Source organism: Rhodococcus sp. H29-C3 (assembly GCF_030063405.1).
GTDB lineage: Bacteria > Actinomycetota > Actinomycetes > Mycobacteriales > Mycobacteriaceae > Rhodococcoides.
This window is the reverse complement of sequence record NZ_JASITC010000006.1, coordinates 124,172-139,136: the sequence shown is the minus strand read 5'-3', so window position 1 is coordinate 139,136 and position 14,965 is coordinate 124,172. Positions and strand designations below refer to the sequence as shown.

Genomic DNA, 14,965 nt, shown 5'->3' with positions numbered 1-14,965 from the left:
CTTCTGCGATGCATCACTGTTTCACCACTGAACGAGGAAGGGGCGAGAAGTGAAGTTCGTCCACCTCGCTGCGACTTACCTCGTTCTACTCGTGGTACTTGCCACGGTCCAAGATTCGGTGTTCGCTGCCGCATTCGAACTCGTGCTCGCAGCCGTCGTCGTCACAGTCGTGGTGATCTCGGGCCGGCGTGGTCTCATTCTTCTACTTCCGCGGACCGATCGCGGCCCCGAGCACGAGCAACGTCGACTTCGGGGGTCGTTCCGTAGACAGTATCGGCCCGACGAGCCAGGTCGGCCTATGCCGCGAGCACCCGGTGCCGTGGTGGGGGCGCTCTGAGTCGTCGAGTTCTCCCACTCCTTCGCTTCTGCACTTGCGAGGAATCCACGGGAGAATTCATATGCTTGTCATTACGGACGCCACCAGGCGTTTCGGTTCGCTGACCGTATTCGGCGGCATCAATTTCAGGGTTGACGAAGGTAGCGCGTGCGCGATAGTCGGGTCCAACGGTTCCGGGAAGACGACCCTGCTGCGATGCATAGCAGGAGCGGACAGGCTCGACGAAGGCACGATTTCGCTCTTCGCGACGAATGTCGACGAGGCCTCCCAGATTTTTCGATCTCGGGTGGCGTCCGTTCTCGACGACCCGGGCACGTTTCCGCACCTGACGGTAAGCGAGCATCTTCAGCTCGTCGCGGCTGCACACGGGGCACTGAACTCGTACGAGATTGCGACGGAGGTTCTGGAGGGAGTGGGGCTCGGACGCGCCGCCGATCAGCTGCCCGCCACCTTGTCCAGCGGCCAGAGACGCAGGCTTGCACTGGGTTCGGTGTTCGTGCGCCCGCGCAAGATGCTCGTGCTGGACGAGCCCGAGCAACGCCTCGACACAGCAGGCAGGAAATGGCTCGCGGCCGCGCTCGTCCGGGAGAAGCAATCGGGTTGCATCGTCGTGATGGCCTCACACGATCGTGAACTCGTCTCCGCAGTTGCGGATACGACTCTGGACGGTGACGTGTGGCCACGATAGAGCTCGCTCGAACATATCCTTCCGCGCCGTCGATTCGCCGCCGGGTCCGCAAGTGGCGCCGAGAACGTCAGTCGGTCGACTTAGGCGATCACCTGACGGTGTGGGGATTGCCGATCTTCGTCGGTGCCGGGTTGCTCTGGTGGCTGATCGGGCAAAAATCGGGAGCAATGTTTCTCTCCGATGCGCTACCGGGTGGTGCGGCGAAAGTCGAGGTCGGGTTCGGTATCACGATGATCGCCTTCGCTGCGTTGATGAAGGCGATCTCGGAACTCGGTCCACTCGCGATCGGCCCTGCGAACAGGCATTGGCTCTACTCGTCGCCGGTCTCCCGCGGAGCGTTGTTGGCACCTCGATTCGCGATGGCCACCATATTCGGTGCGATCGGCGGGCTTGTTCTGGTACGAATGTCGACGCTGTTCACCACAATCCCGGTTCCGTGGTGGTGGTGTGGCCTGGTCGGTGCGGCGTTCGGCGCGGCATCAGTCGGATTCGGCGTCGTTCGACAGCAGGACAGGCGTGCCGCCTTGTTTTATCGAGTGGCAATTGCAGTGATTGCTTCGATCGGAGCGATCTGTTGTGCAGGAGTGTTCCTTCCGATCCCGAGGGTTTCGCCGCACGTTGTTTTCGCTCTCGCTGTCGGCGCGATCGTCGTAGCGGGGATCGGAGTAGCACTCGGGGCATATCGCCTGCGCCACCTGGACGCTGTCTCCCTGAGCGCTGGATCGGACCTGCTCACCGCCCTGCGTGTATCGACGACCATGATCGACGGCTCGATACTGTCGGACGAGTTGGCATCGAGGACGTGGCGGCTCATAGGGGCGTTTCGGTCACGCCGGTTTCGCTGGAACGGCACAAAAGTGCTGATCGAAGCGGACTTTCGCCGTGTGCACCGCGATCGTGGTGCGGTTCGCTTGCTCGCCTACATGTGTGTTCTGCCGTATGTGTTCGGTGCGACGGTGGGCGCAGCGGTGATCCCCGTCGTGGTGCTTCTGTCCGCGGTGGCAGTCGCCGGCCGGTTCGGGCGAGGGTTGAGAGATGTGAATGCGTCGAACACCTTTCGAGCAGTTTTCGGTGGTAGCGACGCCGGGATCAGGATGGCACACCTAGCGATGCCGGCTGCGGCAGTCTCGATCCTTTTCATGGTGTGCTTACCGATTCTCTGGCACGCTTCCGTGATCGCGGTGACGGTCATCCCGGTAGTTGCGCTGCTGGCGCTGTACAGATCGGCGAGTCGGCCGCCACTCGATTACGGTGGCCTGATCCTCACGACGCCGTTCGGCCAGATTCCGGTGGACATGATTCGTCAACTCGTGCGGGGACCGCTCGTCGTCGCTGCGGCAGCATTCCTGCAATTTGCCGTCGGTATGTGAAGCGATGGTGGCGGTGACGTGGAGTGTCGCAGGGCTCGGATACGGTGCCCCACGTGCCTATCACCGTATCCACAGTCAATGTCAACGGAATTCGTGCTGCCACGCGAAAAGGAATGTTGCCATGGTTGGAGGCGACCGAAGCCGACGTGATCTGCCTGCAGGAAACCCGTGCGAACGACGGCGAGTTGACCAAGGCGCTGGCACCAGCATTGGACAGTGGCTGGCATCTGGCGTCGGCAGAACCGTCGACCAAAGGCCGTAACGGTGTGGCCGTCCTCTCGCGTACCCCTCCGGACGCCGTTCGCGTCGGGATCGGCGCAGAGGAGTTCGCGGAGTCCGGCCGCTACATCGAAGCGGACTTTTCCGATGTGACGGTGGCAAGTCTGTACCTGCCGTCCGGTGAGGTCGGAACCGAGCGTCAGGACGAAAAGGAACGTTTCATGGCCGTCTTCGCGAAATATCTTGCGAAGACGGCGACGTCCGCGATCGCCGAGGACCGTGATGTCGTCGTATGCGGAGACTGGAACATCGCGCCCACCGAGCTCGATATCAAAGCGTGGAAGACCAACCGGAAGAAGTCCGGATTTCTGCCCGAAGAGCGCGAGTGGGTGGCTGCCCTCCTTACCCCGACGTCCCCGTGGACCGACGTCGTGCGCGAGCTCAACCCTGAGGTAGAAGGCCCGTACAGCTGGTGGTCGTATCGCGGCAAGGCCTTCGACAACGACGCGGGCTGGCGGATCGACTACCAGTTGGCAACGCCGTCGCTGGCCGAGCGCACCAAGGACGTTGTCACCGAACGAGCCGAGGCGTACGACCAGCGTTGGTCCGACCACGCCCCGGTCACCGTTCGCTACCGCTAGAACCTGCGCGAAATTCGGTTGTCACCACATGAAAAGATCGTGACCATGTCTGCCCCCGCCACCACCGATACACCGCAAGGTCCGCGACAGCGTGTCCTGTCCGGAATCCAGCCGACTGCCGATTCGTTCCACCTCGGCAACTACCTGGGGGCAGTACGTCAGTGGGTGGCGCTCCAAGACGATTACGACGCTTTTTACTTCATTCCGGATCTGCACGCCATCACCGTTCCGCAGGACCCGAAGGTGTTGCGCCAGCGGATTCGGATTGCTGCTGCGCAATTGTTGGCAGTGGGGATCGATCCGACGCGATCCACCTTGTTCGTGCAAAGTCAGGTGCCCGAGCACGCTCAGCTTGCGTGGGTACTCAATTGCATCACCGGTTTCGGTGAAGCCGGCCGAATGACTCAGTTCAAGGACAAGTCCGCCAAGCAGGGACGTGATCAGACGACTGTCGGATTGTTCACGTATCCGGTTCTCATGGCAGCCGACGTGCTGCTCTACCGACCCAATCTCGTTCCGGTAGGGGAGGATCAGCGTCAACACCTCGAACTGACGAGAGATCTGGCACAGCGTTTCAACACCCGGTTCAAGAAGACCTTCGTGGTGCCGGATGCTCACATCATCAAGGGCACGGCCAAGATCTTCGATTTGCAGGAACCGACGGCCAAGATGAGCAAGTCCGGTTCCAATCCTGCGGGCATCGTCAACATGCTCGACGACCCGGCTGTGTCGGCGAAGAAGATTCGTTCGGCAGTCACCGACAACGAGCGCGAGATCGCATTCGACCCGGAGAAGAAGGCCGGCGTCAGCAATTTGCTGGTCATTCAGTCAGCGCTGGGAGGTCGATCCGTGAACGACCTCGTGGAGAGTTACCAGGGCAAGGGCTACGGCGACCTGAAGTCGGATACGGCAGAAGTGCTCAGCGAGTTCGTCACGCCGCTTAAAGCTCGGGTCGATGGGTATATGTCCGATATTACCGAGTTGGACCGAATCCTCGCAGACGGCGCGGATCGGGCCAGGGAGGTAGCTTCACGGACATTGGCTCAGGTGTACGACCGAGTGGGGTTCCTGACTCCGCGCTCGTAACCGCTTCGGGAGCACCGAGCAGGTCAGAGACAGGCGAGAGGGTGATTGTCGTTCCCGACTTCACAGCAATACTGCAGGAACGCCGGGACAAGTGGCCGTGGCTCGACCATACGGTCAGGGCCGCACAGCGTTATCAAGCACAAATGGGTGACTACTATGCCGCCGGAATGACGTACTTCAGTGTGCTTGCGCTGTTCCCGCTGCTCATGGTTGCGTTCGCGATAGCCGGCTTCGTCCTCGTGGGGCATCCGGAGTGGCTGAACAGCATCAGTACTCAGATATCGGAGAGCATTCCGGGCAGCTTGGGCGAGACCATCAATTCGCTGATCGAGTCAGCCATCGAGTCGCGCGCAAGCGTCGGCATCATCGGTCTTCTGGGCGCGTTGTACGCGGGGCTGGGTTGGGTTGCGAAGCTTCGGGCTGCGCTGACTGCGATGTGGGAGAGTCAACGCGAGCAGGACGGTTTCGTCGCGACCAAGTTGAAAGATCTGGCGGCGCTCTTCGGTCTCGGTCTGGCTATCGTCGTCTCGCTCGGTTTGTCGGCGCTCAATGGCGGGTCGGTGATGCGTAGCCTGCTCGAGTTCTTCAAGCTCGACAGTGTGCCGGGTGTGGGAATCTTCTTACGGGTCGTGTCGGTGCTGTTGGCGCTCGTTGCGACGTGGGGCCTGTTCACCTGGGTTATCTCGCGTCTGCCACGGGAGCCGGTGCCGTTTCGTAGCGCCTTGATGGGCGGGCTGCTGGCTGCCATCGGTTTCGAGGTCTTCAAGCAGATTGCTGCCATTTACTTGGGTTCGATTACCAGTGGGCCTGCAGGCGTGGTGTTCGGTCCCATCATCGGCTTACTCGTATTCGTCTTCACGACGTCACGGTTCGTGTTGTTCGCGACAGCATTCTCGGCGACCACGAACGAAAGTATGGCTATGGCATTCGTGCCGCCGCCGGACCCGGCGGTCATCACCACCCGCGTCGAGGTCAACGATGGCCCGTCCCTCAAAGGCGGCATCGCCCTCGTCGGTGCGGGAGCACTCGCTGCAGTGGGTCTTACTGGATTGCTCGGCCGTCGTAAATGACGGCCGACATCATCTGCGTCGGTTGAGTTGACGCGCACCCAGCATCAGCCCGATCACCACGAGTAGACCGATCGCACCGATGCCGACCCGGACTGCCGTGTCCCCGCTCGCTTCCATAGCGGACGCACGGTTGATCGACCCAGCGTCCGCAGGGGGAGCAGCAAGCGCAGGGACGGGGGCGGTGGTTCGAGTGCTCGTGACGTCGCCGACCGAATCGGGCTCCACGAGAGTGCCGACACTCGTTCCTAGGGGGAGTGCGAATCCGTAGTCCAGCAGGCGCGCCGCTTGCTCCCAGGGCCGGATGGGCAGGACGTCGCCCTTCATTATCGTCACCGCCAACCGTCTCCCGTCCTTCTGTGCACCACCGACGAAAGTTTGCCGAGCGTCGTCGGTATAGCCGGCCTTGCCGCCGAGAGCGCCGTCGTAGTTGTAGAGAAGCTGATTGTCGTTGGACAGGATGAAACCCGGGCGGTCTTGATCGTCCGGGATGCTGGGGTCCTTGGGGAATCCTGGGAATTGAACGGTCTCGGTCGAGATGAGCGAAGCGAAGATCGGATTCTCCAGTGCGGCACGGAAAAATAAGGTGAGGTCGTAGGCCGAACTCGACATCCCCGGCGCGTCGAGACCGGACGGGGTTGCAGTGTGGGTGTCCAGCGCACCAAGGGACTCGGCGAGAGCGTTCATCTTTCCCACCGCCGCGGCGTCGCCACCCAGTTGGGTCGCCAGAGCGTGGGCCGCGTCGTTGCCCGAGGCCATCACGAGACCTTGCATCAGCTGAAAGTTGCTGTAGACGCCGTCTTTGCCGATTCCGACTGCGCTACCTTCGGCATTGGCGTCCTCGGCTGTCGCGACGACGACCTTGTCGAGGTCGAGTTCGTCCAGCGCCACCAGTGCCAACAGGATTTTGATGGTGCTCGCGGGACGATAGCGGCCGTGTGGGTCCTTCGCGGCGATGACGTCGCCGGAATCGAGATCCGAGAGCACCCACCCGGTTGCGGAAATATCGGCGGGAAGCGGCGGAGCGTCGTCCGGGGTGATCGTTCCACATCGGCTCAGTTGTGAGCCACCGACCGGGTCGGCAGGGACGGGTCGCGGGGCGGGAACAGTCTCACCTGGCTTCGGTACCTCGGAGAGGTCGATTGCCGGAGGCGGTGACGTGGCAAACGGGCAGTCGTCGGTGCTCGGCGTCGCGAACGGAGTAGTCGTGACGGCCGGAGGCTCGCCGACAGGCTGCGCGAGGGCAGGGCTGCTCGTGGCGAACAGGGCAGCGGTCGTGGCGAGGGCAGCGGTCACCCGGAGGATCGTTCTCATCGCGAACCACCGTATGCGCTGCGATCGGCGAATCTCCGCCGACCCACCGAATGCCTCGCACGTCTTCACTGCTGTATCGATTGCGCCGGGTCAGTCTCCTGATGGTCGGAGGAAAGGGCGCTGGATTTTCTTCCATTTCTCGTAGGTTGCATATGCGAGACGAGTCGACTCGAGCGTCGAAGCGGCACCGACCGGAACATCCCACCAGGATTCGGAATCGGGGGAGGCGACAAGTGGGTCGGTCTCGACATGGATGACGCTGGTTCTCTTGCCTGCCTTCGCTGCCTCGATCGCGTCGGAGAATTGGGCGGCGTTGCCCGCACGCGTCACCTCGACGCCCAAGCTCGCCGCGTTCGCCGCGAGATCCACCGGGAGGACACCGCCCTCGAGACGCCCGCGTTCGTCGCGATAGCGATACGCGGTCCCGAATCGCTGAGAGCCGAGCGATTCCGACAACGAACCGATGGACGCAAACCCATGATTCTGCACCAGGATCACGATGATCTTGATGCCCTCCTGAACGGCGGTGACCAACTCGGTTGCCATCATCAGGTACGAACCGTCACCGACCATGACGAAGACGTCGCGGTTCGGTTCAGCCATTTTTGCTCCGATACCGCCGGCGATCTCGTAACCCATGCACGAGAAGCCGTATTCCACGTGGTACCCCTTGGGGTCGCGGACGCGCCAAAGCTTGTGCAGATCGCCGGGTATAGAGCCTGCGGCACAGACGACCACATCCGAAGGTCCGGACGATGCGTTCATCAGACCGATGACCTGACTCTGGTTCAACGGTGCGGTCGGATCGTCGATCCGGTAGGCCGAATCGACCGTTGCGTTCCATTCCTCGTTCAACGTGGTTGTTCGAGTGCGATATTCGCTCGTCACCTCGTAGTCGGCCAGCGCACCGGTGAGGGCTTCGAGTGCTTCGCGGGCGTCGGAGACCACCGAGAGTGCGCCCTGTTTGACCGAGTCCATGGATGCAACGTTGATGTTGACGAAGGAGACATTCGGATTGTTGAACGCGGTTCGCGACGCGCTCGTGAAATCGCTGTACCGGGTGCCGATTCCGATGACCACGTCAGCGTCGGTGGCCAACGTGTTGGCGGCGGTCGTGCCGGTGGACCCGATGGCGCCGACGGACTGTGGGTGGTTGTACCGCAACGACCCTTTACCTGCTTGGCTCTGGCCCACCGGGATACCGGTCTGCTCGCAGAATGCAGCGAGCGCGTTGGTTGCCCCGGAGTAGACGACGCCGCCGCCGGCCACGATCAACGGTCTCTCGGCCGTGCGGATCAGCTCGGCGGCGCGGGCGATGACCGACACTTCCGGCAATGGTCGTCGGATGTGCCAGGTGCGCGGCGCAAACAGAGACTCGGGCCAATCGAACGCCTCGGCCGCAACGTCTTGTGGAATAGCAACGGTGGCTGCACCTGTCTCGACCGGATCGGTGAGTACCCGCATCGCGCCGAGCAGTGCGCTCGGCAACTGCTCCGGTCGCCAGACTCGGTCGAAGTATCGAGACAGTGGTTTGAATGCGTCGTTGACGGTGATGTCACCGCTGGACGGGAGTTCAAGCTCCTGCAGTACCGGCGCGCTGACCCGTGTTGCGAAAGTGTCTGCGGGGAGCAGCAATACGGGAAGTCGATTGATCGTCGCGAGAGCAGCCCCGGTGAGCATGTTGGTCGAACCCGGCCCGACGCTGGCGGTGACGGCCCACGTTTGCAGGCGGTCCTTCTGGCGTGCGTAGGCGACGGCGCTGTGCACCATGGCCTGCTCGTTTCGGCCGAGGACGTAGGGTAGTTCCGATTCGGTTCCGGCTTCGGCGGCTTCGATCTCGGCTTGCAGCAATGCCTGTCCGAGCCCGGCGACGTTGCCGTGCCCGAAAATGCCGAACGCGCCTGCGAAGAATCTGGTGCGGTGGCCGTCGCGCTCGACGAACTGGTTCACCAGGAACTTCACCACGGCCTGGCTCACCGTGAGACGAACCGTCCCTTCGGTGTTGTCACACTTGTTCGCGGAGATCGGCGCAGTGGGCACCACGGTCATGCTCCTTCGGATGCGGTGCGGGGTGTCAGGCTTGGCAGTGGGAGGCGACTGTCGACGGCTCGGTCGGCCCAGGTGCCTCGGATCCACGCGTGCTCGGGATCGTCGACGATGTTCCAGGCACGCTCGACACCTGCCCCGGCCATGACGTTGAGGTAGTACATGGCGTAGCCCGGCGCAGCGACCGACGGGCCGTGGTATCCGTGCGGTACCAACACGACATCACCGGTGCGAACCTCTTCGAGGACCTCGATCGGACGATCGGTGGTGCCGTAGACGCGGTGGTAGCCGAATCCTTTACTGCCGCTCAGACCTTCGGCGATTTCGAAGTAGTAGATCTCTTCCAGAGCAGACTCTTCGGCGGTGTTCTCATCGTGCTTGTGGCCCGGGTACGAGGACCAGTTCCCGCCCGGAGTGATGACCTCGCACGCAATGATCGAATCAGCATCGAAGGCCTCCACCGTGCCGAAATTGTGCACCTGACGGCTGCAGTTTCCGGCCCCGCGCAGTTCCACCGGAACCTCCGCCGCGGGAACGTAGCGAAACGGCAGCTTGTACGCGGCACGCGCGCCGCACAGTGCAAAACGCCCACCATCGACGGTGGAGACGGAGTACGAGGAGCCGATGCCGACGTAGACGAAATCTGTGGGCCCGTCGAACACCGAACGTCGGCCCCGCAGCTCGAATGTGGTGCCGTCACTGGTCACTGCGGCCGAACCTGCCAGCGGCACTATCAATATCTCGTCGCGCTCGGACAGCAGTTCCACGGATCGTCCTGCAGCGAGATTCAAGATCCACAGACTGGACTCCGTCCACCCCGCAGATTTCGGTGTCACGACGACATCGAAGTCACCGTGGCCGCCGGTGCCCGCGGCGATGTAGTACTCGGAATTCATATGTCATCTCACCACTATCAGTGCGCGAGTATCGCTGACCACCGCATATGTAGTGGCGGTAGATATCGAACCGGGGGACCGGACGCGCTCAGACATCGAGAGACTCGGTGGCAGCGGCTACCTCGGCGAGCGCAGCGACCTCAATCGCGGTGGGCATCGCGGTGGAGCATTCGAGACGCGAAGCGACGATAGCTCCGGCCGCGTTGGCATAGCGAAGAATCTTCTGCACCGGCCAGCCTGCGAGGAGCCCGTGGCAGAGTGACCCGCCGAAACTGTCACCGGCGCCGAGACCGTTGACGACGTCGACGAAGTACGGCGGAACTCTCACCGTCTGCGACTTGGTCTTGCCGAGAACGCCCTTGGGCCCCTGCTTGACGACGGCCAATTCGACACCGAAGTCGAGCAGTGCATCCGCCGCCTTGTGCGGATCGGTTTCGCCGACGGCGATCTCGCACTCTTCGGTGTTGCCGACGGCAACCGTGACCTGGAGGAGCGCTCGCTGTACCTGCTCGGTTGCTGCCGCGGGTGACTCCCAGAACATCGGTCGATAGTCGAGATCGAGGACCGTCAACGGTGCCCGACCTCGTGCCTCGAAAGCGGTGAAGTGTGCACTGCGGCTGGGCTCTTCGGCCAGGCCGGTCACGGTGGACCAGAAGAGACGTGCATTCGCCACGACGGCACAGTCGATGTCCCCGGGCCGGATTTGCAGGTCCGGGGCCGAGGGTTTGCGATAGAAATACAGCGGAAAATTCTCGGGAGGGAAGATCTCACAGAACGTCACCGGGGTGGCGAGCAGGTGGTCGGTGACGACGTAGCGATTGTCGACGCCCAAACGAGCAAGTTCAGCGGAGACGAACCGTCCGAAGGGATCGTTGCCGACTCCGGAGATGAGCGCAGTTGTCGAACCCAGACGCGCGGCCGCAACCGAGACGTTCGCGGCGCTACCACCGAGAAATTTACCGAACGTCTCGACGTGCTCGAGGCCGACTCCGGTTTGCAACGGGTAGAGGTCCACACCGCAGCGTCCGATGGCGAGCACGTCGAAGGCCCAGGTCTCCTCATCGGTCGAGCTGGTCAAGATCCTGCTCCCGCGCGGTATGCGACACGGTGACTGGGCCGCCTGCGCGAGTCGACGATGCCCCGCAGATACCGGACGCCGGCGATCACTTCGGAGACCGGACCGGCATCGGTAGGTTCGGACGCGAGGATGGTGTCCTGCTCCAGCACGAACCAGCCTTCGTATTCGGCGTCGAGCAAGCAGTTGACGACTCCGGCGATATCGACGTCACCGGTACCCAACCGGGTGTATATCCCCTCGGCGACAGCGTCGGTATAGGTGAGCTCACCGCCGCGGACCCGAGCCGCGAGTGCGGAGTCGACATCCTTGAGGTGGGCATGCGTGATGCGGTTCGTATGCTGCTCGACGAGTTCGAGGGGATCTATGCCACCGATCAGAAGGTGACCTGTGTCGAGGCACAACGGAATCGCCGAGCCTTCCAACACCCGGTGGACTTCCTCGCGCTTCTCGACGACCGTGCCCACATGCGGATGCAGAACGACACGAACCCCGCGCTCGGCACCCGCTTCTTGCATACGGTCGAGGTTTTCGAGCAATGTGTCCCACTGCGCATCATCGAGCTCAGGGCGCGAGTCGTAGCCGTCCATGCCGGTCGCGGCAGCCAAGACGAGTACCTCGGCGCGGGAGGCGACGAACGCATCGAGCAGCGGGGTAATCCCAGGAACCGGGTCGTGCTGAGCGTGATGCAGAAACACCGGTGCGAATCCACCGACGCACTCGAGATGATGTCGTTCCAGTGTCGCCGAAAGTTCACCTGGGTCCATTGGCAGAAAACCTTCGGGCCCGACCTCGGTTGCGGTCAGCCCGGCGTCGCGCATCTCGCGTAGAACTTGCTCGGCGGCCATTTGGTAACCCCAGCCGGGTACCTCGCAGACGCCCCACGAAATCGGTGCTCCGGCAATACGAATGTTGGCGATGTCGCTCGTGGTCACAGGCGGACCTCGTCTATTCGCACCGGGCGGTGCTGCTGTAGGGACAGGGTTGCGGCCTCCGCGATGAAAGCCACTTCGAGTGCATCGCTTGCGGTGCAGGGTGATTCGCGGCGGCCCTCGATCACGTCGACGAACGCGGTGAGTTCTGCCTGATACGCCGTCGCGAATCGGTCCATGAAGGAGGTATGGGGGATACCGTTGGGGAATCTCACGCCTACTTCCAGGTTGCGGACCGGAACCTGCTCATCCCAACCAGCGACGACGGAGTCTGTCGATCCGTGTACTTCGAGTCGGCAGTCGTAACCGCGGGCGTTGTAGCGGGTGTTGGACACGACACCGATCGTGCCGTTGTCGAAAGTGAGGATGGTCGTGGCAGTGTCGACGTCACCGGCGACGGTGAACCGTGCATCACCTTGGTTGGCTCCTGCCGAGTACACCTCGGTGACTTCGCGGCCGACGATCCACCGGACGATGTCGAAGTCGTGCACGCTGCAGTCGCGGAAGATGCCGCCGGAAACCGCGATGTACTCCATCGGCGGGGGCGCTGGGTCCAACGTCGTGGAACGGACGGTGTGCAGCCAACCAAGGTCACCTGCGACCACGGCGTCTTTGGCAGCGATGAACGCGGGTGCGAACCTTCGGTTGTAACCGACCTGCACCGGGACGGAAGACATCGAGATTCTCTCCAGGATGGCACGGCATTCACCGGGTGTCGCGGCAAGGGGCTTTTCGCAGAACACCGGAATTCCGGCGTCGACGCACTCGATTACCAGTGATGCGTGCGACGGCGTGGCTGCGGCAACGACCACGCCGTCGACCCCCGATGCCAGGAGCTCCTGTGCGGAATCGACGGGCCGTGCGCCGAACTTCGCGGCGACAGTTGCCGTGACGTCAGCCCGTGTGTCGGTAACCACGAGGCCGTCGACTCCGTCGAGTGTGCTCAGAGTGTCGGTGTGAAATGCGCCGATCCGGCCGAGGCCGATCACACCGACTGTTACGCCCATGACTGGCCTTCCTTGGAAAGTGATCATTCGGGTCCGACTGCTCTTGTCGAAAGTATCAACTCGGCGAGAGATCTGCTCGGAGACGAACGGACCGCCAGGCCGACGCGTACCTGAAAACCATGGTGCCGCCTACATGGTCCGGTGCGCCGCGTAGTCGAACCGACTTCGAGACTAGGCGTCCGTGAAACGGGTATCCGCGTTCGGACAACGAAGACAAGGGAGTTCATCCGATGAGCAAGCACGATCCACTCGAACCGCTCTCACCCGACCATCTGGCAGCCGATCTTTTCGGCTACCAAAGTGTCCTGACCGACGAAGAGACGAAGATCGTGATGAAGGTGCGCGACTTTCTGACCGCGGAGGTTGCACCGCGTGCCAACGAGTTCTGGGAGAAAGGCGAGTCTCCCGTCCATCTGCTGCCCAAGATCGCCGAACTGGACATCACCGGCCTGGGATACGAATTCGACGGACGCATACCTGCCCGAAAAGTACTCACGGGCTGGTTGGGGCTCGAGTTTGCCCGGGTGGACCCGTCGACGTCGACGATGTTCAGCGTGCACAGCGGCCTCGCCATGAGTAGCATCTCGATTCTCGGATCGGAGGAACAGCGGCAGCGTTGGTTACCCTCGATGCGCACGATGGACAAGATCGGTGCGTTCGGACTATCCGAGCCCCACGGTGGTTCGGACGTCTCCGGTGGGCTCGAGACCACGGCAAGGCTCGAGGGTGACCACTGGATCCTCGATGGCAGCAAACGCTGGATCGGCAACGCAACCTTTGCCGACCTGATCATCGTCTTCGCAAAAGACGAAGCCGACGACGAGGTCAAGGGATTCGTCGTGGAGAAGGACTTCGACGGTTTCCGGGCCGAGAAGATCGAGGGTAAGTACTCACTCCGCGCAGTCGAGAACGCCGACATCTACTTCGAGAACTGCCGCGTGCCAGTTGCGAACAAACTCGAAAACGCAAACTCGTTCGTCGATACCTCCAAGGTGCTCCGACTGACGCGTGGGGGAGTGGCCTGGGCAGCCGTCGGGGTCATGATCGGCGCCTACGAGCGTGCAGTCGCCTATGCCCGAGAGCGCGTGCAATTCGGTCGACCTATCGCATCGTTTCAGCTCATATCGGACCTCATTGCGCGCATGGCCGGAAATATCACAGCCAGTCTCGGTATGGCACTGCGCGTTTCGCAGCTTCAGGACGAGGGAATCCACTACGACGAGCACGCTGCGCTCTCCAAGACATACTGCACGACACGTCTTCGTGAGGTAGTCGGTTGGGCGCGCGAGATCATGGGAGGCAACGGCATTCTGCTCGACTACGACGTGATCCGATACTTTGCCGACGCCGAGGCCCTCTACTCCTACGAGGGCACCTCGCAGATGAACAACCTCATCGTCGGCAGGGGAGTGACGGGGTACAGCGCGTTCGTCTGACCCTCAACCGCGTGAGAGGCGCATTCATACGATCGAATCGTATGAATGCGCCTCTCACGCGGTTGCAAGAACTAGCGAGCGAAGAGCAGAGCCCGCTTGACTTCCTGGATAGCCTTGGTCACCTGAATGCCGCGAGGGCAAGCATCGGTGCAGTTGAAGGTGGTGCGGCAACGCCACACGCCTTCGACGTCGTTGAGGATGTCCAGACGCTCGGACGCACCTTCGTCGCGGCTGTCGAAGATGAACCGGTGCGCGTTGACGATGGCGGCGGGTCCGAAGTAGCTGCCGTCGCTCCAGAACACGGGGCACGAGGTGGTGCAGCAAGCGCACAGGATGCACTTGGTGGTGTCGTCGAACCGAGCACGGTCGGCGGCTGACTGGATCCGCTCACGCGTCGGCTCGTTGCCCGTAGTCATCAAGAACGGCTTGACGGCACGGAACGCATCGAAGAACGGCTCCATGTCGACGATCAGATCCTTCTCGACCGGCAAACCTCTGATGGGCTCGATGGTTATGTTCAGGGTCTTCGACGAGTCCTTGGGCAGCATGTCACGCATCAGCACCTTGCAGGCGAGACGGTTGACGCCGTTGATACGCATCGCGTCGCTGCCGCAGACGCCGTGTGCGCAGGAGCGTCGGAACGTCAGTGTTCCGTCCAAGTAGCCCTTGACATACAGCAGCAGGTTGAGCAACCGGTCGGTGGACAGAGTGGGAACCTGGAAGGTGTCCCAGCGCTGACCGTCACCGTTCTCGGGATCGAAGCGCGCGATCTTGAGGTTGACCATCACTGCACCCTCAGGGACGGGAGGCAGTTCTCTCTGGTCGGATTTGTCCAGTGTGGGTGTACTCAT

Annotated in this window: 14 protein-coding genes; 7 read left to right on the top strand and 7 right to left on the bottom strand. The window is 62.2% G+C overall.

The features are described from left to right. The first annotated feature begins 49 nt into the window (after positions 1 to 49). The 6 genes from QMK32_RS15850 to yhjD all read left to right on the top strand — a co-directional run bounded on the left by QMK32_RS15850 (position 50) and on the right by yhjD (position 5,411). Complete coding sequence (locus tag QMK32_RS15850; protein ID WP_283476024.1) at positions 50 to 337, top strand: DUF6412 domain-containing protein; 288 nt, start codon at positions 50 to 52, stop codon at positions 335 to 337. 61 nt (positions 338 to 398) lie between these two features. Beyond that, on the top strand, positions 399 to 1,025 hold the full coding sequence (locus QMK32_RS15845) for an ABC transporter ATP-binding protein (protein WP_283476023.1): 627 nt from the start codon (positions 399 to 401) through the stop codon (positions 1,023 to 1,025). Further along, a complete protein-coding gene (locus QMK32_RS15840; RefSeq protein WP_283476022.1) occupies positions 1,013 to 2,395 on the top strand; it encodes a DUF6297 family protein in 1,383 nt (460 codons plus the stop codon). The genes QMK32_RS15845 and QMK32_RS15840 overlap by 13 nt, the downstream gene beginning before the upstream one ends. A 113-nt stretch (positions 2,396 to 2,508) precedes the next feature. Continuing rightward, on the top strand, positions 2,509 to 3,255 hold the full coding sequence (locus QMK32_RS15835; RefSeq protein ID WP_502943647.1) for an exodeoxyribonuclease III: 747 nt from the start codon (positions 2,509 to 2,511) through the stop codon (positions 3,253 to 3,255). Between the two features lie 45 nt (positions 3,256 to 3,300). Then, positions 3,301 to 4,341 (top strand): tryptophan--tRNA ligase, encoded by a 1,041-nt coding sequence (trpS, locus tag QMK32_RS15830; RefSeq protein WP_283476020.1) that lies wholly within the window; start codon positions 3,301 to 3,303, stop codon positions 4,339 to 4,341. A gap of 41 nt (positions 4,342 to 4,382) precedes the next feature. Then, positions 4,383 to 5,411, top strand: a complete 1,029-nt coding sequence (gene yhjD, locus QMK32_RS15825) for an inner membrane protein YhjD (RefSeq protein WP_283476019.1) — start codon at positions 4,383 to 4,385, stop codon at positions 5,409 to 5,411. 9 nt (positions 5,412 to 5,420) lie between these two features. On the opposite strand, the gene QMK32_RS15820 is transcribed toward yhjD, so the two are convergent. From QMK32_RS15820 to QMK32_RS15795, 6 genes are all read right to left on the bottom strand, one after another. Next, on the bottom strand, positions 5,421 to 6,722 hold the full coding sequence (locus QMK32_RS15820) for a D-alanyl-D-alanine carboxypeptidase family protein (protein WP_283476018.1): 1,302 nt from the start codon (positions 6,720 to 6,722) through the stop codon (positions 5,421 to 5,423). Between the two features lie 90 nt (positions 6,723 to 6,812). After that, positions 6,813 to 8,765, bottom strand: a complete 1,953-nt coding sequence (iolD, locus tag QMK32_RS15815) for a 3D-(3,5/4)-trihydroxycyclohexane-1,2-dione acylhydrolase (decyclizing) (RefSeq protein ID WP_283476144.1) — start codon at positions 8,763 to 8,765, stop codon at positions 6,813 to 6,815. A gap of 2 nt (positions 8,766 to 8,767) precedes the next feature. Next, positions 8,768 to 9,664 carry a 5-deoxy-glucuronate isomerase gene (gene iolB / locus QMK32_RS15810; protein ID WP_283476016.1) on the bottom strand — a complete coding sequence of 299 codons (897 nt, stop codon included), beginning with the start codon at positions 9,662 to 9,664 and terminating at the stop codon, positions 8,768 to 8,770. Positions 9,665 to 9,752: 88 nt separating this feature from the next. Further along, entirely contained in the window at positions 9,753 to 10,742 is a 990-nt protein-coding gene (gene iolC, locus QMK32_RS15805) for a 5-dehydro-2-deoxygluconokinase (protein ID WP_283476014.1), read from the bottom strand. Then, a complete protein-coding gene (locus QMK32_RS15800; protein WP_283476143.1) occupies positions 10,739 to 11,659 on the bottom strand; it encodes a sugar phosphate isomerase/epimerase family protein in 921 nt (306 codons plus the stop codon). Before QMK32_RS15800 ends, iolC begins: the two co-directional genes overlap by 4 nt. A gap of 11 nt (positions 11,660 to 11,670) precedes the next feature. Continuing rightward, positions 11,671 to 12,678 (bottom strand): Gfo/Idh/MocA family protein, encoded by a 1,008-nt coding sequence (locus tag QMK32_RS15795; RefSeq protein WP_283476012.1) that lies wholly within the window; start codon positions 12,676 to 12,678, stop codon positions 11,671 to 11,673. 230 nt (positions 12,679 to 12,908) lie between these two features. On the opposite strand from QMK32_RS15795, the gene QMK32_RS15790 reads away from it, so the two are divergent. Next, the gene (locus tag QMK32_RS15790; RefSeq protein ID WP_283476010.1) at positions 12,909 to 14,114 is read left to right on the top strand and encodes an acyl-CoA dehydrogenase family protein; all 1,206 of its coding nucleotides are present in this window, start codon (positions 12,909 to 12,911) and stop codon (positions 14,112 to 14,114) included. Between the two features lie 71 nt (positions 14,115 to 14,185). Here QMK32_RS15790 and QMK32_RS15785 read toward each other — a convergent pair whose 3' ends face one another. Beyond that, positions 14,186 to 14,965, bottom strand: coding sequence for a succinate dehydrogenase iron-sulfur subunit (locus QMK32_RS15785; protein ID WP_269303113.1), 780 nt, complete (start codon positions 14,963 to 14,965; stop codon positions 14,186 to 14,188).